Here is a 19888-nt window from a genome sequence, read left to right as displayed (position 1 = left end):
GGAACAAGCTGCTCAAGCGTCACCATCTCGAGCGCTGTCTGATCCGGGCCGGGCTTCTTCAACATAAAAACAATGAATCAAAAACCCCCGGCCAAAGCCAGGGGTTTGTCAGCAGTCTGGGGCGCCTTCGCGGCGCCCGTTTTTTTACGTGCCGCGCTTGAGCAGCTTGAACACGAGCGGCGCCGCCGCCATCACCACCGAGATCCGGATCACGTGATGGAGCGCGACATAGGCCGCATCGACATGAAGCGCGATCGCCACCAGGCTCATTTCCGCAACGCCGCCCGGCGCAAAGGCGAGAACCCCTTGCGCGAGCGGAATGTCCATCACCGCCTGAAGCAGCAAGGCGACGCCGAAGGCAAGGCACAGGAAGGCAAGGATCGAGCCCGCGGTCAGCACGACGACGCCGATCACATGGCGCCAGTCAACGCCGATGAAGCGGCAGCCGATCACCGTGCCGATGACAATCTGCGCGCCCCAGACCAGCAGCGTCGGCGGGGCAAGATCATGCAGCACGCCGGAAAGATTGAGCACGGCGCACAGCAGCATCGGCCCCATGAGATAGCGGGCAGGCAAATGCAGCAAGCGCGCGAGCAGGGCGCCGCCAGAGGCCAGCAGAGCGACAAGCAGAACGCTCTCGAGCGTCACCGGCATCATCGGACGCGCCGACGCCGGACCGGCCGCGCCTTCCATCCAGGTGACCAGCGGCGGCAGCATCATTACCGTGAGGAAAATCCGCGTGGAATGCACCAGCGCGACCTTGCGGGAATCCGCGCCATTGGCATCGGCGGCCAGAACCATCTCGATCAGCCCGCCGGGCATGCCGGCGAAATAGGCCGTCTTCCAGTCCATCCGCCCGACGAAATGGAAGTAGCTCACGCCGATTCCGCCGGCGAGCGCGATAAAGGCGAAAAGCGCGCTGATGCTGAACAGCCATTCGCCGACATGCGCGAAAAGCTCAGGCTGAAAATAGGTTCCAAGCACGACGCCGATGATCGCGCTCATCGCCGGTCGCGCCGACTTCGGCGATGCCAGGGGCAATCCGGAGACGCTGCAGATCAGCGTCAGAAGCATCGCCCCCAGCATCCAGGGCAAGGGCAGACCGAGCAGGTAGAAAATGGCGCCTCCCGTCAGTCCGAAAGACAGGCTCAGGAGATAGCGAAAGGCGACGGAGACACTAGACAAGGCTTGAGAGCACCCCCCGGGGCCATGAAATGTTCAGCAGAATGCCGAAGAGATAGGTGCCGCCCAGGGTCGCCGCGGTGACACAGACCGTCATCACCAACCCGACCCTTGCGTAGAGACGCAGAAAGACGAGCAATGACAAGGCTGTCGCGGGAAAGAAGCCGGTGGCATAGACGACGGCAATGTAAAGGCCAAAGGCGCAGAAGAACAACACCGCATAGGAAAATTCCGCCGGCTGGGTGCTCGCGTCCAGCGCCGCTCCCGATTCCGCCCCCCACAGGAGATGCAGCCCGAGAGCGGCACAACACACAAGGCCGATCGTGGTCGCGGTGACGGGGAAGAACCGGCCGCCAGGGAAAAAGTCCAGCGCGGTCACGAGGCCGTAGCCGAGGACGGCGGCAATCAACGCGAGGAAAGCAAGATGGTAGAGGCGTTCGCGCTTGCTCATGCCGATTTCTCCCGGCGCAACGCCGCGCGCAGGCCATATCCAAGGAACAGGAGCGTAAGGACGCCGATCACCAGCACGCCCGGCCGCGACAGCCAGTCCCAGCCGTAGCGGTTGAGCGTGATCCACAGGTTGCGCTCCACCAGCGCGCTGAGAATGAAGCCGATCAGCAGGGGCGCACGGGGAAAGCCGAAGCGCTTCATCAGCCAGCCGAGCATGCCGCAGGCAACCAACGCCAGCAGATCGCCGAAATGGCGCGTCGACTGGTAGGCGCCGACGATGATCAGCGTGAACACCACCGGGAACAGGAGACTGAACGGCACAAGCGCAAGACGGCTGATCGGACGCGACAGCGCGAAACAGACGGCCGTGCCGACCACATTGCCGATCGCGAGACTCCAGACCAGCGCGAAGATCAGTTGCAGATTGTCGGTGAGCATGCGCGGTCCGGGCTGAATGCCCTGGACCACCATGGCGCTCAGCAGAAGCGCCATGCCGGCGCTGCCGGGTACGCCGAAAAGAAGCGTCGGGATCAGCGCGCCGCCTTCCTTGGCGTTGTTGGCGCTTTCAGGGGCGATCACACCCCGCACATCGCCGGAGCCGAATTTCGACTTGTCGCGCGCGGTGCGCACCAGCAGGCCGTAGTTGAGCCAGTCGACGATCGAGGCGCCGAGACCGGGCACGATCCCGACACCGACACCGACCAGGGAGTGGCGCACGACCAGCGGCCAGTTCCGACGGACGTCGCGGGCGCCCTCGCCCCAGCCCGATCCAACGGAAAGCCCCTTGCGGGCAATCGATCCGCCGCGCGACAGAACGTCCAGAAACTCCGGGATCGCATAGAGGCCGAGCGAGAGGACCACGAGCGGAATGCCGTCGAACAAATAGTCCATCTCGAAGGAGTAGCGGTATTCCGCCGTGATGTTGGAAGCGCCCCAGGTGCCGAGGAACAGGCCGAGCGAGGCGGCGAGGATGCCCTTGAGCGGCGCATTGCCCGACAACACGCCGATCATGCAAAGGCCCATCACGCTCATCATCAAAAGTTCGGGCGAGGCAAAGGACAGGACCATCCCGCGCGCGACCGGCAACGACAGGCACAGGGCCAACGCACCGATGATGCCGCCGAACATGGAGGCAAGGAAGGCGGCGGAGAGCGCGCGGGCGCCCTCGCCCTTTTGCGCCATCGCATAGCCGTCGACGACGGTTGCCTGCGATCCGGCAGATCCCGGTACCCCCATCAGCACCGAGACAAAGGTGTCCGACGTGGTGATCACGGCCGCCACGCCGATCAGCATCGCCAAGCCTGCCGTCGCATCCATCGTAAAGGTCAGCGGGAGAAGCAGCGCCATGCCGACAATTCCGCCGAGCCCCGGCAGAACGCCAACTGCAAGGCCGACCCCGACGCCGACCAGCAGATAAGCCAGATGCCCTGGCTGCAGCACGATGAACAATGCCTGTACGGCGGCGTCTAGCATGAATCCCCCCTCAAAAGTATCGACACTTTTCCCAATCAACGCTTGAATTTCAATCAATTTACGCTTTAACTGTCAACAGTTATCGTTCGGAGGGAGCCGGGCGATCAGAAAGGGAGGTCTTTCATGAAGAAATCACTTGTTGCTGCCGTTGCGTTGTGCGCGGCTGCCATGGCACCGATGGCCGCGCAGGCGGACGCCTATTTCAAAGGCAAGACGGTGACATTGCTCGTCGGCTTTTCGCCTGGCGGCGGCACAGACCAGTTCGCACGGGTGGTGGCCGAACATCTGGACGACCACATTCCCGGCAATCCCGCGATCATCGTGGAGAACATGCCCGGATCCGGCTCGATCCTGGCGTCCAACCACTATGTCACCCGGGTCGAGCCCAACGGCGAGACCCTCATGGTCGGCACCGGACAGCTCTTGATGCGGATCATGCTCGGGCTGCAAGGCTCGCGCGCGGAACTCGGCCAGTACGATCCGCTGATGGCGGGCCCGGTCGGGCGCGTGACCTTCGCCGCTGCCGATCTAGGCATCGAAAAGCCCGCCGACATTCCCGCGGCCGCCGACCGCCTGATCCATGCCAGCGCCGGCATCATGGCCTCGATCGACACGCTCCTTGGCCTCAAGGTGCTGGACACGGAAATCAGGGCTATCACCGGCTATGAGGGCAAGTCGGAAACCCTGCTCGCCTTCGAACGCGGCGAGGCCAATATCGACGGCCAGACGATGCCCAACTACACGGGCAAGGTTCAGCCGATGATCGACGAGGGCAAGGCCGTGCCGCTGTTCTCGCAAGGCTTCATCGACGGCAAGGGCAAGCTCGTCGCCGACCCTTCAGTCCCCGATCTCCCGACGGTCGCGGACGTCTACCGCAGCCTGAACGACGGCGCGGATCCGGAAGGGCCGGCATGGAGCGCCTATATGGCGATGACCGGCGCGACCGTGAGCCTCGGACGGGTGCTGATGGTTCACGAGGACGCGCCGGATGCGGCGGTCGAGGCGCTGGAACAGGGCATTGCCTCGATGCTTGCCGACCCGGTGTTCCTCAAGGAGATCGATGCCTCCCTCAACGGCTACACTCCCTATGCGGGAGAGGCGCTGGAGGCCGCGATCAACGCCACCAAGGCGATGTCGGAAGACGACAAGACCTGGCTGCAGGACTTTCTCGCACGCGCCTATGGCGCGCGGTTCGAGTAACCCCGGCCCAGGCCACACATCCCGGAGGTCCGTTGACGCGGACCTCCGTCTTTCTTTGGAGATCCACATGAAACTGACACGCGGCAAAGACACCCGGATCGCCACGGGCAGCGCCGAACTCCCCTGCTATGAAGTGTATCCGCCGCATCCGGCGAGCGAGCGGCCGACCGGGCGGATTGTGCTGCTGCAGGAAATCTTCGGAACCAACCAGCACATTCGCGAACTGGCCGACCAATGGGCCGACGAGGGGTTTCACGTGATCGTGCCGGATCTGTTCTGGCGCATCGAGCCCGGCGTCCAGCTCGGCTATGACGGAGAGGACCTGGAAACCGCGCGCGCCCTCTATGGCAAGCTCGACTGGGACCTGGCCGCCGACGATGTGATGACCTGCGTCGACCATGCGCGGGCGGCGGGTGGCGCCCCGGTGTTCCTGCTCGGCTTCTGCTTCGGCGGCAAGCTGGCCACGATCTGTGCCACGCGACCGGGCATCGACGCCGCGGTCGGCTATTACGGCGTCGGCATCGAGAAGCTCGGCATCGCCGGGGATGTCGCCTGCCCGATCATGCTGCACTTCGGTGCCGACGACAAAGGAACGCCGCCGGAGGCCATCGCCGAATTGCGCCGCCAGCTCCCCGAAGGCGCAAAGGTATTCAGCTATGAAGGCGCCGGACACGGCTTCAACAACTGGCGCAAGAGCGCCTATGACGCGCCGTGCGCGCAGCGGGCCTTTGCCCGCAGCCTGACCTTCCTGCGCAACGCGGCGCAGGCCGAATAGGCGCGAAACCGCCTGTTCCCGGTGCCGCAGCCCTCAGGCGGTCGCGTCAAGCGGGGCGGCAGCGGCAATCACCCAGTCGCGCACCGCCCCGGCGCGGGGCGGGAGCGCCACCGCAGCCCCGGCGGTGAAGTCGAGAAACGCCGTCTCATTCAGGCCGTTCACCCCGACGACCACGGGAACGTCGAGCGAGAGCGCCTCGGCGATCAGTGCGCGAAAGCCGCCGCCTTCCGCCTCGCGCTTGCCGAACTTGTTGACGATCAACACATCCACCTGCGCATCGAGGCGTCGTTCGCATTCCCCGACCGCCGTCTCCAGTGCGCCGACATCCAGCCGGCAGCCGCGCGCCTCGGGGCCGAGCGATTGCGAAATGCGGATGCGGGGACCGTCCGGCAGCACCTGCACGTCCATGTCGCACGTCCGGTTGTCGCAGTCGGGCGAATTGATCTGGACAATACCGCAACACCGAAGACCACGCGCCGCCAGATCCTCCGCAACGCCTGCGAGGAGACGGTCCATGTCGCCGCGTTCCTCTGCCTTGGTGTAGGCAATTCTCATAGGTCGTCTCCATTCGTCCGCATCGGCTCGGCGCGCAACTGTCATACCCCCGGACGGCCCGCACCGCCAAGAGCGAAGAGCGCCACCGGGGTGGCCAGACTGGCAGAGCTCAGGGGGATCGGCAACGCGACCCATTCGCGCGCGCCCAAGCCCCGCCCCCCGGCGGGGCGCCCGCTCTTGCAATCAGAGGTTTCCCATGTAGGATTTGCAAAACCTTGCATTTCACGCCCTGACGCCGCCCCGCAACGGACCCTGGACATGAACCGAGCCTTTACCAACGTGCTGAGCGACACTCCAGACCGAACCGCCACGTTCTACGAACAATTGCTCGGCATGACGCGTCACTTCGATTCCGACTGGTTCGTCATCCTGACCCATCCCGGCGTTTCGGGCCTCGAGTTCGGCATCCTCCAGCGCGACCATGACGTCGTCCCACCCGCCATCCGCAGCGCGCCCGCAGGCATGATCCTGACCTTTGTCGTGGACGATCTCGCGCCCGTTGTCGAAACGGCGCAGAGGCTCGACGCGGAAATCGTCGATGGGCCGACCCGCATGCCTTACGGTCAGATGCGGCTGCTGCTTCGCGACCCGGACGGCACGGTGATCGACGTAAGCTGCCCGAACTGAACACGGGCCCGCGCCGGCCGCCTCAGCGTGCTGAAGAGCGGGAAAGGGCATAGGCGGCTGGGGACCGCGCCGCGCCCCGGCGCAGCCGCGTGCCCACGCGACGCCGTCGCGCTTGCAAGAGACTTGTGAAGGGGAAATGGCGGCGCTTCCGGGATAACGTTCGAACCCAACGGGTTCGCAAGGCGAAGAGCCGCCCGAGCCGTTGCAAGGTCCCGACTGGAGCGAAGCCCGAAGGGCGACAGCGCGAAGTCAGAAAATGGCGGAGAGAGAGGGATTCGAACCCTCGGAACGCTTGCGCGCTCAACGGTTTTCGAGACCGCCCCGTTCGACCACTCCGGCACCTCTCCGCAAACGTCTGGCGATGTGGTCGCGACGTGACCGCGTACATAACGAAGAGCGCGAAGTCGCACAAGGGGGCGTCTGACGTTTTTCCCGCTTCGCGCACGCCCGCGGCGCCAGACCGTGAAACCGCCCGCGCATGCGCGTTTCCCGGTGCCGGAAGCGTTGACTTTCCACCGCCGATCCGTATAGTCGCGCTGCTTCGCGTAGGGAGTTCCGTCTCCCTTTATCGTTGCCCGAGGCTTCCGCCGCTTCCATCCACCTCGAAACCCTGGCCTTTCGGCCCGCGTTTTTTCGTGGCGAGTTGCGGCAGAGCCGGTTCCCGACGACGTTTGCGGCTAGACGGTCGCGTGTCGCAGGGTCCGGCTTCTTCAAAGTCCCCGCCTGTCGGGGCGCCACAGGGTGCGTCGCAAGCCGCTCGCCGCCAAAACGGCAAGGTGAGTGCATTCGAAGAACGAAAAGAAGGACGTGCGAGACATGTTCGCAGTGATCAAGACCGGCGGCAAGCAGTACACTGTCGCCCAGGACGACCTTATCAAGATCGAGAAGCTCGATGGCGAGCCGGGCGAGACCGTGACCTTTGACGAGGTGCTGATGGTTGGCGGCGGGACCGACACCATGATCGGCGCACCGCGCGTCGACGGCGCCAGCGTCGTCGGCGAGGTCGTCGACCAGGCCCGCACCCGCAAGATCATCATCTTCAAGAAGCGCCGCCGCCAGAATTCGCGCCGCCGCAACGGCCACCGCCAGAGCTTCACGCTCGTCAAGATCACCGACATCCTGACGGACGGCAAGAAGCCGGCAGCCAAGAAGAAGGCCGCTCCGAAGGCCGAGAAGGCCGCCGAAGCCACGGCCGAGGCAGAGCTTCCGGTGCTGTTCACCGCTCCCGAGGGACCGGCGGACGACCTGAAGAAGATTTCCGGCGTTGGTCCGGTGCTCGAGAAGAAGCTCAATGCGCTCGGCATCACCACCTATGCGCAGGTCGCGGCATTCACCGCGGAAGACATCGCCCGCGTCGACGACGCGCTGTCCTTCAAGGGCCGCATCGACCGCGACAACTGGATCGAACAGGCTTCGGAGCTGGCGTCGAAGTAATCGACGCCCCGTCGCCTCAGGCACAGATTTCGGACGAGGAGTTTCGTCATGGCACATAAAAAAGCAGGTGGTTCGTCACGTAACGGCCGCGATTCCGCGGGCCGCCGTCTCGGCATCAAGAAGTTCGGCGGCGAAACCGTCGTTCCGGGCAATATCATCGCGCGCCAGCGCGGCACGAAGTGGCATCCGGGCACGGGCGTCGGCATGGGCAAGGATCACACGATCTTCGCCACCATCGAGGGCAAGGTGACCTTCGAGAACAAGGCCAACAAGCGCACGTTTATTACCGTAACGCCACTCGTAGAAGCTGCAGAGTAAAGCCGACGTGTTGTTTCCAAACCGCCGGCGTCCCATCGACCCGGCGGTTTGAGAAAACCGGCAAGATCGCGACAGATCAGGGGAGATGGGCCGCCATCTCCCCTTTTCGTTTTCGTTGTCGCACTGCCGGAGGACACCATGGTTGCCGATCTTGAAGAGACCCTCGACGAGGAGAGTTTGTGCGCGGCCCTGACGCCGCAGGACACCGAGCGGCTGCGTCTCGACGCACCGCGCAGCGACGATCTCGCCGACATCGTCGCCCTCGCCAACAACCGCAAGGTCGCGACCATGGTCGCAACCATGCCCCATCCCTTCACGCTCGACGACGCCCGCAATCTGGTGGCGCGCGCTGCCCAGCGCACGGCCCATCGCGCCAAATTCGCGATCCGGATGAAATCGACGGGTCGCTTTATCGGCGCGGCCGGCTACAGCGCGCTTGAGGACGGCGGGGCCGTGCATCTCGGCTACTGGATCGGCGAGCCGTTCTGGGGCCAGGGCTATGCGACGGAAGCGGCGCAGGCGATGATCGACTTCGTGTTCTCCGCGACGCCGATCACCCGTCTGACCGGAGCGGCCCGCGTCACCAATCCGGCCTCGCGGCGGGTGCTGGTGAAATGCGGGTTCCAGTTCCTCGATCAGGGCATGATCATGTCGCGCGGCGCCGGCGGCGCCGTCTCGGTCGACCGTTTCGCCCTCGACAAGAGCACCTGGACCGCGCTGAAGCGCTGGGGGCGGTCGAAGTGCCTGACCGATCTGTAGACGCGCATACCAGGTCGAGGACACCGGGTGCAGGCGTCGGACATCCGACGCTTGCAACTGCACGGCTGACCCTGAGGGCGCCCGCCGGATCTGACGTCGCCCGGATCGTCGCCCTTGCCGGCAACCGGGAGGTCTCGCATTTCCTGGCGCGGGTTCCCCACCCCTACTCCGCGGCAGATGCCCGCGCCTGGCTGGCCTATCTGCAGCAGGCGCACGCTCGCGAGGTCGCCTTCGCGCTCGACGATGGAACGGGTTTGATCGGCGTGATCTCGTTTCGCGCGTTGGACGAAACGCCGGAGATCGGCTATTGGCTTGGCCGCGAGTATTGGGGAAAAGGCTACATGAGCGAGGCAGCACCCGTCGCGCTCGGGTGGCTGTTTGGCGCAACGGCAACGCATGCGGTGGCGGCACGGGCCAGCACCGTCAACACGGCATCGCATGCCGTGCTTTCACGGGCAGGTTTCGCGCGCACAGGACCGGACGTGGCCGGTGAGCGGGACCAGACCTTCCGGCTCGACCGGGCGGCGTTTTTCGCTTGCATGATGATATGAACGTGACAGCGGCCGACGGGGCCGCGCAGAAAGCGACGCAAAGATGAAATTTCTCGACCAGGCCAAGATCTATGTGCGCTCCGGCGACGGCGGCGCCGGGGCCGTCTCGTTTCGTCGCGAGAAATACATCGAGTTCGGCGGACCCGACGGCGGCGACGGCGGTCGTGGCGGCGACGTCTATGTGGAATGCGTCGACGGGCTGAACACCCTCATCGACTTCCGCTTCCACCAGCATTTCAAGGCCAAGACCGGCATGCACGGCATGGGCCGCAACCGCACCGGCGCCAAGGGCGACGATGTGGTGCTGCGGGTTCCGGTCGGAACCGAGATCCTGGAGGAAGACAATGACACCGTCATCGCCGACCTGACCCATGTCGGCGAACGCCTGCTGCTTTTGAAGGGCGGCAACGGCGGTTTCGGCAATGCCCATTTCAAATCCTCCACCAACCAGGCGCCGCGCCACGCCAACCCGGGTCTGCCGGGCGAGGAGAAATGGATCTGGCTGCGTCTCAAGCTGATCGCCGATGCCGGACTGGTGGGCATGCCCAATGCCGGCAAGTCGACCTTCCTGGCGTCGGTCTCGGCGGCCCGCCCGAAGATCGCGGACTATCCCTTCACCACGCTTCACCCCAATCTCGGCGTCGTCGAGATCGACGGGCGCGGGTTCGTGCTTGCCGATATTCCGGGCCTGATCGAAGGCGCGCATGACGGTGTCGGCCTCGGCGACCGCTTCCTCGGCCATGTGGAGCGCACCCGCACGCTGCTGCATCTGGTCGACGGCACGGAGGAAGACCCCGGCGAGACCTACCGGGTCGTGCGCGGCGAGCTGGCCGCCTATGGCCACGGGCTGACGGAAAAGCCCGAGGTCGTCGCGCTCTCCAAGGTCGATGCGCTTGCCCCCGAACTTCGCGAGCAGAAGGCCGCCGCACTGGAGGCCGCCTGCGGACAAAAGCCCGTGCTTCTCTCCTCGACCAGCGGCGAGAATGTCGACCTCACGCTGCGCATGATCCAGCGCGCCATCGACAGCGACCGGGCGGAAGAGGCGAACACCGTTCCCCAGGTGCCCTCAGAACCCTGGCGCCCCTGACGCAGCGCGCAAGACGCAACACCGGACCCGGAAGATCATGAGCGAACTTCTCCAGCCCGCAGCCGGCGAAACGGGGCGCCTCTCCCGCTCCCGGCGGATCGTCGTCAAGATCGGATCCTCGCTGCTCGTGGCCAATGGCCAGTTGAAGCGAGACTGGCTCGCGGCGCTGTGCGACGATCTCCAGATGCTGGCCAAGGCCGGCGCGGAACTGATCGTCGTCTCCTCCGGCGCCATCGCGCTGGGGCGGGGCGTGCTCGGCCTTCCCCCCGGCCCGCTGCGGCTTGAACAGGCGCAGGCCGCCGCCTCCGTCGGACAGGTCGCGCTCGCGCAGGCCTATGCGGAGGCGCTCGGCGCGCGCGGGCTCACGGCAGGGCAAATCCTGCTGACGCTCGGCGACACCGAGGAACGCCGCCGCTACCTGAACGCCCGCGAGACCATCGCCACGCTGCTGAAGCTCGGCGCCGTTCCCATCGTCAACGAGAACGACACCGTCGCGACATCTGAAATCCGCTACGGCGACAACGACCGTCTTGCCGCCCGCGTCGCCACCATGTGCAGCGCCGACTGCCTCGTGCTCCTGTCGGATGTCGACGGGCTGTACACGGCGCCGCCAGCGCAGGACCCGGATGCGGTCTTCCTGCCGGAAGTGCCGGCGATCACGCCCGAGATCGAGGCCATGGCAGGTGCGGCCGGGTCGGAACTGTCGCGCGGTGGCATGCGCACCAAGATCGATGCCGCCCGCATCGCCACATCGGCAGGCACGACGATGGCGATTGCCAGCGGCACCCGGATGAACCCGCTGTCGGCAATCGAAAACGGCGGTCGGGCCACCTGGTTCTCGGCCCGCGCCACGCCGGCAAGTGCGCGCAAGGCATGGATCGGCGGCCATCTGGAGCCGCGCGGCACACTGGAGCTCGATGCCGGCGCGATCCGCGCGGTGGTGGCCGGACGCAGCCTGCTGCCCGCCGGCGTACGCAACATCGACGGCGCCTTCAGCCGCGGCGATGCGGTGCGGATCGTCGGGCCGGACGGACGGGACATCGGTCGCGGCATCGTCGCCTACGACCATCCCGAAGCGCAGATGATCATGGGGCGCAACAGCCGCGAGATCGAGGCAATCCTTGGCTATGCCGGGCGCGCCGAAATGGTGCATCGCGACGACCTCGTGCTCAGCGACCAGACAATCGAGACCGCCCTTTGCGACAGGGCAGCGGAAGAGGAAAGCGGACATGCTTGAACGCACACAGGACAAGGCCACGGATATCGCCGGCCTGATGCAGGACATCGGAACGCGGGCACGGGCTGCGGCACGCACCCTGGCGACGGTGCCGAGCCGGCAGAAGGACGACGCCTTGCGCGCGATGGCCGCCCGCGTGCGCAGCGCCCGCGACGCGATCTTCGCCGCGAATGCGATGGATCTGGAGACCATGCGCGCGGGCGGCCAGACGGCTGCCTATCTCGACCGCGGCACGCTGACGGACGAGCGCATCGAGGCAATCGCCACGGGTCTGGAAGCCGTGGCCGAGCTTTCGGATCCCGTCGGGTCCGTCATCGCCTCCTGGGAGCGTCCGAACGGCCTGCAGATCGAGCGGGTGCGCACGCCGCTCGGCGTGATCGGCGTCATCTATGAAAGCCGGCCCAATGTAACGGCGGACGCCGGCGCGCTGTGCCTGAAGGCCGGAAACGCCGTGATCCTGCGCGGCGGGTCGGACACGATCCGCTCCAATCTCGCCATCCACGCAGCGCTGGTGCAGGGATTGGCCGATGCGGGCCTGCCCAAGGCCGCGATCCAGATGGTGCCGGTGACCGACCGGGCCGCCGTCGGCGAGATGCTTGCAGGCCTCGGCGGCACGCTCGACGTCATCGTGCCGCGCGGCGGCAAGAGCCTGGTCGCGCGGGTCCAGGCGGAAGCGCGGGTCCCCGTCTTCGCCCATCTGGAAGGCCTGTGCCATCTGGTGATCGACAAGGCGGCCGACCTCGACATGGCGCGCGACATCGCGGTCAATGCCAAGATGCGGCGGACCGGAATTTGCGGTGCGCTGGAAACCCTGCTGATCGACCGCGCCGTCGCCGCGACCCACCTCAAGCCGATCTGCGAGGCGCTGATCGCGGCCGGATGCGAGATCCGGGGCGATGCGGCCGTCTGCGCCGCCGTGCCGGAAGCCTCTCCCGCCACCGAGGACGACTGGCGCACCGAATATCTGGACGCGATCCTGTCGGTGCGGGTCGTCGACGACCTTTCGGCGGCGATCGACCATATCGAGACCTATGGGTCGCATCACACCGACGGGATCGTCACCGACGACCCGGCAGCGGCCGAACGGTTCTTCGCGGAAGTCGACAGCGCCATTCTCACTCTCAACGCCTCGACGCAATTCGCCGACGGCGGCGAATTCGGCATGGGCGGCGAGATCGGGATCGCGACCGGGCGGATGCATGCGCGCGGTCCCGTCGGGGTGGAGCAGCTCACCAGCTTCAAGTACCGGGTGCGCGGCACCGGACAGGTGCGGCCCTGAATGGTCCGACAGGCGACGCAACGGCGCGGCAGGCGATGAGCGGCACCGGGACGGCAGCCGAGCGCTACCTGCGCATTCCGCATATCGAGCCGGGATGCAGCGTCGGCCTGTTCGGGGGATCCTTCAATCCGCCGCATTCCGGACACCGGCTCGTGGCAGATACCGCGCTGAAGCGGCTTGCGCTCGATCAGGTCTGGTGGCTGGTCACGCCGGGCAATCCGCTGAAGAGCCATGACGAGCTCGAACCGCTGGCCGGACGGATCTCCCGCGTCGAGGACATCGCCGATCATCCGCGCATGCGCGTCACGGCGCTTGAGGCGCGGCTCGGAACCAGCTATAGCGCCCGCTCAATCGCGCGTTTGCTCAAGCTGCGCCCGGGTGTCCGTTTCGTCTGGGTGATGGGGGCTGACAATCTTGCGGGCTTCCACCGGTGGCAGGCCTGGCGCTCGATCTTCGAACGCGTTCCGGTCGCGGTGGTCGACCGCCCGGGGGCGACACTGTCGGCCCTGTGGTCTCCGGCGGCCCAGACATTCGCGCAGGCGCGGCTCCCGGAAGAACGGGCACAGCGGCTCGCGAGCCTGGCGCCACCGGCCTGGACCTTTCTGCATGCGCCGCGCGACCCGATGTCGTCGACGCATTTGCGCTCCGCCGCGCGGCCTTGGTGAAACTGCGATGTCTTGAAAAGGCCAACAAGCGAAGCTTATCTTTGTTCATGGGGAAGAGTCGTTTCGCACGGCGCGCCTCATGAGGTCGGGCAGCGAACATCCCGTTCGTGCGCCCAAGGATGCAAACTGGACGAAAGGCAATCCGTCTGAGCATGACCTTCGAAACCGAGGAGACGGCACCGACCGCTCCTCATCACGCCGCAGCCGGCACGCTTGCGCGTGCGAACCTGCGCGAAACCGTCTTGGCCTCCCTGTCCGATTCAAAGGCCGAAGACATCGTCTCAATCGACATCACCGGCAAGTCGCCGATAACCGATCAGGTCGTCGTCGCGTCGGGTCGTTCGCACCGGCACGTCGGCGCCATCGCCGACCACCTGTTGCGCGACCTCAAGGAAGCCGGACACGGCAGTGCCCGTGTGGAAGGCCTTCCCCAGTGCGACTGGGTGCTGATCGACGCCGGTGACGTCATCATCCATGTCTTCCGACCGGAGGTTCGCGCCTTCTACAACATCGAAAAGATGTGGTCGGTGGACGACAACACGCCGGTTCACTACGCCGGCTAGGCAGTGCGAGCTCCCGGTGCAGCTTTCGGGAGCGCTGCATGCGAACACCGCGACAGCGTGGTGGCGGGACGGTTGTGTCCGCCACGCCCCTGAACGCATGCGCCCGGTCGCACGGTGGCCAGGCCCCGCCCGACTCCGGCCCAAACCCCATTGCGGGCGCGGGTTCTGAAGGCCGGTTCTGCAGTCCTGTTCCGGGGGCTGGTTGCGCGGACCTGTTCCGGGAGCAGCGAGCCCCGTGTGTCGCGCGCCCTTCCCGGCTGACCAAGCGGAATCCCAATGCGCATCCATATCGCCTGCGTCGGCCGGCTGAAGACCGGCCCGGAACGAACGCTTTTCGATCGGTACGAGGACCGCATCGGCAAGGCAGGGCGGAGCGTGTCGATCGGTCCGCTGTCCGTCATCGAGCTTGCCGAATCGCGCGCCCAGCGCGGAGACGACCGCAAGGCCGAGGAAGCCCGCGCCCTGCTCGCCGCCCTGCCCGCCGGAGCGGTGATCATCGCCCTCGACGAAACCGGCAAGACCCGTACAAGCGCGGCGTTTTCCCAGGAGATGCAGGAGCTGCGCGATGCCGGCACGGCGGATGTGGCCTTTGCTATCGGCGGACCCGATGGACACGGCCCGGCTTTGCTGGATGCAGCCCGCCTGACGCTTGCGCTCGGGCCGATGACCTGGCCCCACCAGATTGCCAGGGTGCTTCTTGCCGAACAGATCTACCGGGCGATCACGATCGCGAGCGGGCATCCCTACCATCGCGTCTGAACCTGCCCGCCCGTCTTTCCCCGTCCGTCCCTGCCCGTATTCCGCCCCAATTGTCCTTTAGCCCTTTTAACGAATAGGCAGGGTTTTACGGTTTACCATTCGTTAGGGTTGACGTTTCGTTAAGAAGACTGAGGCATCCTCGGCCCGTGTGAAAGGCCCGCCTCAGTCCCCGATACGAAATGCCCGTTGTCGGCGGTCTCCGCGCTTGACCGTCGCGTAATTGCGGGCGGAGTGGTGAATGCGCAAGAAACTGCCCAATGCGTTGCGGACCGGACCGCTGATCGTCGCTTTCTGGCTTGCGGTCGCCTCAAGCTGTTTGACCGGCTTTGCCGGGCAGGCCTGGGCGCAGGACGAAGCCGGGCAGACATCGGATCCTGATGCCGCGTCCACAGCGCAGGACTCTCTTGCGACACGCAAGGCCCGGCGGGAGGAAGAACTCTCCGCGCTGACACGGGATCTGACGTTGTCGGAAGACCGGCAGGCCGCGATCGCCCGCGAGATCCGCATGATCGAGCGCGACCGCAAGGCCCTCAACGCGGAACTGCTGCGCACGGCGCAACGGGTCACGCAACTCGAAGAGCAACTGGCGGCGACCGAAGACCGGTTGCGTCGCCTCGGAACAAACGAGGACGCGGTGCGCGCATCATTGGCGGAACGTCAAGATGTCCTGTCCGAGGTACTGGCGGCGCTGCAGCGCATCGGCCAGCACCCGCCGCCCGCGCTTGCGGTTCGCCCGAAGGACGCGCTGGGTGCCGTCAGAAGCGCGCTGTTGCTCAATGCGGTCATGCCCGAAATTCATCTGGAGGCCCAGGCGCTCGCCGGGGATCTCTCCACCTTGCGCCAGGTCCGTCTTTCCAGTGCGGCCGAGCGGGACCGGCTCGTCGCCGATGCCAGGCGCCTGACAGAGGAACAGGCCCGGGTGGAGCTCCTCGTCGCCTCCAAGAAGCAGGAGCGCGAGAGCACCGAGGCGCAGCTTGCAAAGGAACAGGCACGCTCGGAGGAACTGGCGAGCGAGGCGGAAAGCCTCAAGGACCTGATCGCGACCATGGAGCGCGACATCGCCAGCGCACGGGCCGCGGCCGAGGCGGCGCGCGACGCCACGAAGGCGCGTGACGGCAAGGCGGTTCCCGCGGATCCTTTCAGCGATGCCGGGCGGCTTGCGCCGGCGATTTCCTTCGCGCAGGCCAAGGGCAGGCTGAACCTTCCCGTGGCCGGGACCACCTTGCGCGATTTCGGCATGGACGACGGTTTCGGCGGACAGACCCGCGGACGCTCCATCGCCACCCGAACGGGAGCGCAGGTCGTGGCCCCTGCCGACGGCTGGGTGGTCTATGCAGGGCCGTTCCGGTCCTACGGTCAGGTCTTGATCCTGAATGCCGGCGATGGATATCATGTTCTCCTGGCCGGAATGGATCGAACCACTGTGGAGCAAGGTCAATTCGTGCTTGCGGGCGAGCCGGTGGCGGCCATGGGCGAAACCCGTGTGGCCAGCGCTGCGACACTCGACCTTTCAGCACCGCAGCCCGTGCTCTATGTAGAGTTTAGGAAAGACGGCATTTCGATCGATCCCACCCCATGGTGGGTTCGGCCCGAAGACGAAAAGGTTCGCGGATGATTCGGAAAGCTTCCCTCTTGCTGGTCGGTGCGCTCATTGGTGGCGCGACCGTAACGGCCCTGTCACAGATGCCCGTTCGGGTGAGCGGAGTGGCGAATGCCGCCGCTTCGGACACCTACCGGCAGCTCAACCTGTTCGGCGACGTGTTCGAGCGGGTCCGCTCCGACTATGTCGAAACCCCGGACGACGCGGCTTTGATCGAATCCGCGATCAACGGGATGCTCAGTTCGCTGGACCCGCATTCGAGCTACCTTTCGCCCAAGCACTTCCGCGACATGCAGGTGCAGACCCGCGGCGAATTCGGCGGCCTCGGCATCGAGGTCACCATGGAAGACGGCCTGGTCAAGGTGGTCACGCCGATCGACGACACCCCGGCCTTCCAGGCGGGCGTTCTCGCGGGCGACCTGATCACCCATCTGGACGGCGAACAGGTCCAGGGCCTGACGCTGTCGGAAGCGGTCGAGAAAATGCGCGGACCGGTCAACACCGGCATCGAGCTGACCGTTCGCCGCGAAGGCGTGAGCGAGCCGCTGAAGATCACCATCACGCGCGACATCATCCGCATCCGCTCCGTGCGCCACCGCGCCGAAGGCGACATCGGCTATGTCCGGGTAACCCAGTTCAGCGAGCAGACCTACGACGGTGTGCAGTCGAGCATCGAAGAGCTGAAGAAGACGATCGGCGAGGACAAGCTCAAGGGCTTCGTGCTCGACCTGCGCAACAATCCCGGTGGTCTCCTCGATCAGGCGATTGCCGTTTCCGACGGCTTCCTCAAGCGCGGCGAAATCGTCTCCACGCGAGGTCGGGACTCCGACGAAACGCAGCGCTACAATGCCCGTTCGGGCGATCTTGCGGACGGCTACCCGGTCATCGTTCTGATCAACGGCGGTTCGGCTTCGGCTTCCGAAATCGTGGCCGGCGCGCTTCAGGACCACCGCAGGGCGACCGTGCTGGGCACCCGCTCCTTCGGAAAAGGGTCCGTGCAGACCATCGTGCCGCTCGGCGCCAATGGCGCGATCCGTCTGACCACGGCGCGCTACTACACGCCGTCGGGCGTCTCCATCCAGGCCAAGGGCATCACCCCGGACATCGAGTTCCTTCAGGAGCTTCCCGAGGAGCTGCGCGGCAAGGTCGAGACGGAAGGCGAAGCCGGGCTGCGCGGGCATCTGAAGGGCGAAGGCGAGGACGAGGAAGGCTCTGGCAGCCAGGCCTATGTTCCGCCGGACCCGAAGGACGATGCCCAGCTGAATTTCGCATTGGACCTGCTCAACGGCGTCCAGGTGAACAGCGCCTTCCCGCCGGTTGGCGATCAGAAAGCCGGCATTCCGAACTGATGAATCGATGACCGTCCGCAGCGGCCGTAGGGAGCGGCAGCCGCGGACGCCCGTCAAACGCGGCAAATGAGGTATCATGGCGGGGAAGGATCTGTCGGCTCCGCTGGGGCTTGGCAAGCGCAAGTACTTCAATCTCCCTCTCGGATTGATCGGCGCCGGCCTCCTGACGGTGCTGGTGACGACCGGGCTCGTATGGATCGGCGTCGTCGACGATCCGCTCGGCGGCGAACCGACAGCGACGGTGCCGCTGGAGCGGTCCCTGGACGGGCTGTCCTCGCGCGATTTCGGCGTGGTCGAGATCCGTCCGTCGCTTCCCGAAGGCGCGCGCGATCCCTCCGCAGCCAATCCTGCCAAACAACAGGCGCTCGGGCCGAGGTTCGAACCAAAGCCGCTTTCGAGCTCCGATGCGCCGGGTCCCCACCCAGACGCAAATGCCAACGCCGTCGCCAACGGACTGTCCGTGCGGGCGGATGCAAGGGTCACGGAACCCGGCCCTCATGGCCCGCTGCCCAAGGTCTCCGACAGCGGATTGCGCCCGATCGACGTCTATGCGCGCCCCGCCAACCAGTCCTTCGCGTCAATCCCGAAGATCGCGATCATCGTCGGCGGGCTCGGGCTGTCGCAGACTGGAACCCAAACCGCGATCGAGCAATTGCCGGCCGAAGTGACGCTCGCCTTCGCGCCCTATGGCGCCAGCCTCGACAGGTGGATGCAGCGGGCACGGCTCGATGGCCACGAACTGCTCCTGCAGCTTCCGATGGAGCCGTTCGACTATCCCGACAACGATCCCGGCCCGCACACGCTTCTCGTCAGCCACAACGCGCGCGAGATGGACGAGCGCCTGTCCTGGCTGCTCAGCCGGATGACCAACTACGTCGGCGTCATGAACTACATGGGCGCCCGCTTCACAGCGTCGCAGGAGCCGCTGGAGAAGCTGCTGGCGGCAATCACCGACCGCGGCCTGATGTTCGTCGACGACGGATCGTCCTCGCGCAGTCTCGCGACGCCGACGGCGAGCGGCCTGCGCACGCCGTTTTCGCATGCGGATCTGATCATCGACGATGTTCCCCGCCCGAAGGACATCACCGCGCGGCTGTTGCAGCTTGAAGGCACAGCCCGCGCGCAGGGCGTCGCGGTCGGCATCGCAACCGCACTGCCGGTCACGGTGGAGCTGCTCGCAAAATGGTCGCAGGACCTGGACGAGCGCGGGCTGCAGCTGGTTCCGGTGAGCGCGTCGATCGACCGCACGATGCGCTGACGCGCGAGACCCGCGCGCGGGTCTCGCGCCCGAAGGATTCCACCCGGGCGAAAAATGCTCTACGACACCACGCGCAAGTGTCGCCCAGACGGAGCATCGCCATGTCCCCTGCCTCCTCCCGCCCCTATCGCCCCTGTGTCGGCGTCATGCTCATCAACCGGGCCGGCTTGGTCTGGGTCGGAAAACGGCACCCCGACACAGGGTCGGACGAGACCTATTGCTGGCAGATGCCGCAGGGCGGCATCGACGAGGGCGAAACGCCCCTGGACGCGGCGCGGCGCGAACTCTTCGAGGAAACCTCCATCCGCACGACGAGCCTGATCGCCGAGGCGCCGAACTGGATTTCCTACGACTACCCGCCCGAGGTCGCACGCTCCGGGCGCACGACCAGGTTTCGCGGCCAGACGCAGAAATGGTTCGCCTTCCGCTTTGAAGGCAACGAGGCCGAGATCGACATTCTGAACCCGCCCGACGGTCACAAGCCGGAATTCTGCGACTGGCGATGGGCGCGCGCCTGCGAGCTCCCCGGCCTGATCATACCGTTCAAGCGCGCGACCTATGAGGCCGTGGTCGATGCCTTCGCCGCTCTGACCGCCTGATCCGGCGCGACGACGCGCCCTGTTCTATCGCCTTGCAATCGGGGCTAGTTGTGAAGTCTCAGGAGGTTGTTCACCCGGTTCGGGGTTAGGCTGCAATCGCCAAACTCCAGCCGAGGATCCCGAAGGATGAACAACCCGCACCAAGGTGCCCGCCTTACCGTCTATAGT

The 19888-nt window shown here is 65.9% G+C and carries 21 protein-coding genes and 1 tRNA gene; 17 read left to right on the top strand and 5 right to left on the bottom strand.

From position 1 onward, the window contains the following. Nucleotides 1-144: 144 nt before the first annotated feature. The 3 genes from LC092_RS20165 to LC092_RS20155 are packed head-to-tail and all read right to left on the bottom strand — an operon-like array spanning nt 145 to nt 3105. A complete protein-coding gene (locus LC092_RS20165; protein WP_224809441.1) occupies nt 145-1185 on the bottom strand; it encodes an AbrB family transcriptional regulator in 1041 nt (346 codons plus the stop codon). Beyond that, the gene (locus tag LC092_RS20160; RefSeq protein ID WP_224809439.1) at nt 1178-1633 is read right to left on the bottom strand and encodes a tripartite tricarboxylate transporter TctB family protein; all 456 of its coding nucleotides are present in this window, start codon (nt 1631-1633) and stop codon (nt 1178-1180) included. Before LC092_RS20160 ends, LC092_RS20165 begins: the two co-directional genes overlap by 8 nt. Beyond that, a complete protein-coding gene (locus LC092_RS20155; RefSeq protein ID WP_224809437.1) occupies nt 1630-3105 on the bottom strand; it encodes a tripartite tricarboxylate transporter permease in 1476 nt (491 codons plus the stop codon). The genes LC092_RS20160 and LC092_RS20155 overlap by 4 nt, the downstream gene beginning before the upstream one ends. A gap of 123 nt (nt 3106-3228) precedes the next feature. Between LC092_RS20155 and LC092_RS20150 the strand changes: the two genes are divergently transcribed. Beyond that, nucleotides 3229-4305: a hypothetical protein gene (locus LC092_RS20150; RefSeq protein WP_224809435.1), complete on the top strand. Its 1077-nt coding sequence runs from the start codon at nt 3229-3231 to the stop codon at nt 4303-4305. Between the two features lie 67 nt (nt 4306-4372). Then, the gene (locus LC092_RS20145) at nt 4373-5080 is read left to right on the top strand and encodes a dienelactone hydrolase family protein (protein WP_224809434.1); all 708 of its coding nucleotides are present in this window, start codon (nt 4373-4375) and stop codon (nt 5078-5080) included. A 33-nt stretch (nt 5081-5113) separates the two neighbouring features. On the opposite strand, the gene LC092_RS20140 is transcribed toward LC092_RS20145, so the two are convergent. Continuing rightward, nucleotides 5114-5635 carry a DUF2478 domain-containing protein gene (locus tag LC092_RS20140; protein ID WP_224809432.1) on the bottom strand — a complete coding sequence of 174 codons (522 nt, stop codon included), beginning with the start codon at nt 5633-5635 and terminating at the stop codon, nt 5114-5116. 258 nt (nt 5636-5893) lie between these two features. On the opposite strand from LC092_RS20140, the gene LC092_RS20135 reads away from it, so the two are divergent. Continuing rightward, nucleotides 5894-6262, top strand: coding sequence for a VOC family protein (locus LC092_RS20135; protein WP_224809429.1), 369 nt, complete (start codon nt 5894-5896; stop codon nt 6260-6262). Nucleotides 6263-6519: 257 nt separating this feature from the next. Here LC092_RS20135 and LC092_RS20130 read toward each other — a convergent pair. Beyond that, nucleotides 6520-6609 (bottom strand) — tRNA-Ser (locus LC092_RS20130). Between the two features lie 469 nt (nt 6610-7078). Between LC092_RS20130 and LC092_RS20125 the strand changes: the two genes are divergently transcribed. The 14 genes from LC092_RS20125 (at nt 7079) to LC092_RS20060 (ending at nt 19720) form a co-directional block, all read left to right on the top strand. After that, nucleotides 7079-7696, top strand: a complete 618-nt coding sequence (locus LC092_RS20125) for a 50S ribosomal protein L21 (protein ID WP_224809428.1) — start codon at nt 7079-7081, stop codon at nt 7694-7696. Between the two features lie 48 nt (nt 7697-7744). After that, complete coding sequence (gene rpmA, locus LC092_RS20120; RefSeq protein WP_224809427.1) at nt 7745-8014, top strand: 50S ribosomal protein L27; 270 nt, start codon at nt 7745-7747, stop codon at nt 8012-8014. Nucleotides 8015-8152: 138 nt separating this feature from the next. Continuing rightward, the gene (locus LC092_RS20115; RefSeq protein ID WP_224809426.1) at nt 8153-8773 is read left to right on the top strand and encodes a GNAT family N-acetyltransferase; all 621 of its coding nucleotides are present in this window, start codon (nt 8153-8155) and stop codon (nt 8771-8773) included. Then, nucleotides 8755-9324: a GNAT family N-acetyltransferase gene (locus tag LC092_RS20110; RefSeq protein ID WP_224809425.1), complete on the top strand. Its 570-nt coding sequence runs from the start codon at nt 8755-8757 to the stop codon at nt 9322-9324. Before LC092_RS20115 ends, LC092_RS20110 begins: the two co-directional genes overlap by 19 nt. Before the next feature lie 43 nt (nt 9325-9367). Beyond that, a complete protein-coding gene (obgE, locus tag LC092_RS20105; RefSeq protein ID WP_224809424.1) occupies nt 9368-10411 on the top strand; it encodes a GTPase ObgE in 1044 nt (347 codons plus the stop codon). A 37-nt stretch (nt 10412-10448) separates the two neighbouring features. Then, nucleotides 10449-11648 carry a glutamate 5-kinase gene (gene proB, locus LC092_RS20100; RefSeq protein WP_224809423.1) on the top strand — a complete coding sequence of 400 codons (1200 nt, stop codon included), beginning with the start codon at nt 10449-10451 and terminating at the stop codon, nt 11646-11648. After that, nucleotides 11641-12927 carry a glutamate-5-semialdehyde dehydrogenase gene (locus LC092_RS20095; RefSeq protein ID WP_224809422.1) on the top strand — a complete coding sequence of 429 codons (1287 nt, stop codon included), beginning with the start codon at nt 11641-11643 and terminating at the stop codon, nt 12925-12927. The genes proB and LC092_RS20095 overlap by 8 nt, the downstream gene beginning before the upstream one ends. 35 nt (nt 12928-12962) lie before the next feature. After that, nucleotides 12963-13592, top strand: coding sequence for a nicotinate-nucleotide adenylyltransferase (locus tag LC092_RS20090; protein ID WP_224809421.1), 630 nt, complete (start codon nt 12963-12965; stop codon nt 13590-13592). Nucleotides 13593-13744: 152 nt separating this feature from the next. Continuing rightward, entirely contained in the window at nt 13745-14155 is a 411-nt protein-coding gene (rsfS, locus tag LC092_RS20085) for a ribosome silencing factor (RefSeq protein ID WP_224809420.1), read from the top strand. Nucleotides 14156-14431: 276 nt separating this feature from the next. Then, the gene (gene rlmH, locus LC092_RS20080) at nt 14432-14914 is read left to right on the top strand and encodes a 23S rRNA (pseudouridine(1915)-N(3))-methyltransferase RlmH (protein WP_224809419.1); all 483 of its coding nucleotides are present in this window, start codon (nt 14432-14434) and stop codon (nt 14912-14914) included. A gap of 238 nt (nt 14915-15152) precedes the next feature. After that, nucleotides 15153-16529: a murein hydrolase activator EnvC family protein gene (locus tag LC092_RS20075; RefSeq protein ID WP_224809418.1), complete on the top strand. Its 1377-nt coding sequence runs from the start codon at nt 15153-15155 to the stop codon at nt 16527-16529. Beyond that, nucleotides 16526-17863, top strand: a complete 1338-nt coding sequence (locus LC092_RS20070; protein ID WP_224809416.1) for a S41 family peptidase — start codon at nt 16526-16528, stop codon at nt 17861-17863. The genes LC092_RS20075 and LC092_RS20070 overlap by 4 nt, the downstream gene beginning before the upstream one ends. A 76-nt stretch (nt 17864-17939) precedes the next feature. Further along, a complete protein-coding gene (locus LC092_RS20065) occupies nt 17940-19121 on the top strand; it encodes a divergent polysaccharide deacetylase family protein (RefSeq protein WP_224809414.1) in 1182 nt (393 codons plus the stop codon). A 101-nt stretch (nt 19122-19222) separates the two neighbouring features. Continuing rightward, nucleotides 19223-19720, top strand: coding sequence for an RNA pyrophosphohydrolase (locus LC092_RS20060; RefSeq protein ID WP_224809411.1), 498 nt, complete (start codon nt 19223-19225; stop codon nt 19718-19720). The last annotated feature ends 168 nt before the right edge of the window (nt 19721-19888 follow it).

The organism is Stappia stellulata, assembly GCF_020176715.1.
Taxonomy (GTDB): Bacteria; Pseudomonadota; Alphaproteobacteria; order Rhizobiales; family Stappiaceae; genus Stappia.
Note: the sequence above shows the minus strand (reverse complement) of the source record. Positions and strands in the feature narration are given on the sequence as shown.

What these genes read in the sequence shown, in the direction of transcription:
- LC092_RS20160 (WP_224809439.1), bottom strand. Translation starts at nt 1,633, where the DNA reads ATGAGCAAGCGCGAACGCCTCTACCATCTTGCTTTCCTCGCGTTGATT.
- LC092_RS20155 (WP_224809437.1), bottom strand. Translation starts at nt 3,105, where the DNA reads ATGCTAGACGCCGCCGTACAGGCATTGTTCATCGTGCTGCAGCCAGGG.
- LC092_RS20150 (WP_224809435.1), top strand. Translation starts at nt 3,229, where the DNA reads ATGAAGAAATCACTTGTTGCTGCCGTTGCGTTGTGCGCGGCTGCCATG.
- LC092_RS20145 (WP_224809434.1), top strand. Translation starts at nt 4,373, where the DNA reads ATGAAACTGACACGCGGCAAAGACACCCGGATCGCCACGGGCAGCGCC.
- LC092_RS20140 (WP_224809432.1), bottom strand. Translation starts at nt 5,635, where the DNA reads ATGAGAATTGCCTACACCAAGGCAGAGGAACGCGGCGACATGGACCGT.
- LC092_RS20135 (WP_224809429.1), top strand. Translation starts at nt 5,894, where the DNA reads ATGAACCGAGCCTTTACCAACGTGCTGAGCGACACTCCAGACCGAACC.
- LC092_RS20125 (WP_224809428.1), top strand. Translation starts at nt 7,079, where the DNA reads ATGTTCGCAGTGATCAAGACCGGCGGCAAGCAGTACACTGTCGCCCAG.
- rpmA (WP_224809427.1), top strand. Translation starts at nt 7,745, where the DNA reads ATGGCACATAAAAAAGCAGGTGGTTCGTCACGTAACGGCCGCGATTCC.
- LC092_RS20115 (WP_224809426.1), top strand. Translation starts at nt 8,153, where the DNA reads ATGGTTGCCGATCTTGAAGAGACCCTCGACGAGGAGAGTTTGTGCGCG.
- obgE (WP_224809424.1), top strand. Translation starts at nt 9,368, where the DNA reads ATGAAATTTCTCGACCAGGCCAAGATCTATGTGCGCTCCGGCGACGGC.
- proB (WP_224809423.1), top strand. Translation starts at nt 10,449, where the DNA reads ATGAGCGAACTTCTCCAGCCCGCAGCCGGCGAAACGGGGCGCCTCTCC.
- LC092_RS20095 (WP_224809422.1), top strand. Translation starts at nt 11,641, where the DNA reads ATGCTTGAACGCACACAGGACAAGGCCACGGATATCGCCGGCCTGATG.
- LC092_RS20090 (WP_224809421.1), top strand. Translation starts at nt 12,963, where the DNA reads ATGAGCGGCACCGGGACGGCAGCCGAGCGCTACCTGCGCATTCCGCAT.
- rsfS (WP_224809420.1), top strand. Translation starts at nt 13,745, where the DNA reads ATGACCTTCGAAACCGAGGAGACGGCACCGACCGCTCCTCATCACGCC.
- rlmH (WP_224809419.1), top strand. Translation starts at nt 14,432, where the DNA reads ATGCGCATCCATATCGCCTGCGTCGGCCGGCTGAAGACCGGCCCGGAA.
- LC092_RS20075 (WP_224809418.1), top strand. Translation starts at nt 15,153, where the DNA reads ATGCGCAAGAAACTGCCCAATGCGTTGCGGACCGGACCGCTGATCGTC.
- LC092_RS20070 (WP_224809416.1), top strand. Translation starts at nt 16,526, where the DNA reads ATGATTCGGAAAGCTTCCCTCTTGCTGGTCGGTGCGCTCATTGGTGGC.
- LC092_RS20065 (WP_224809414.1), top strand. Translation starts at nt 17,940, where the DNA reads ATGGCGGGGAAGGATCTGTCGGCTCCGCTGGGGCTTGGCAAGCGCAAG.
- LC092_RS20060 (WP_224809411.1), top strand. Translation starts at nt 19,223, where the DNA reads ATGTCCCCTGCCTCCTCCCGCCCCTATCGCCCCTGTGTCGGCGTCATG.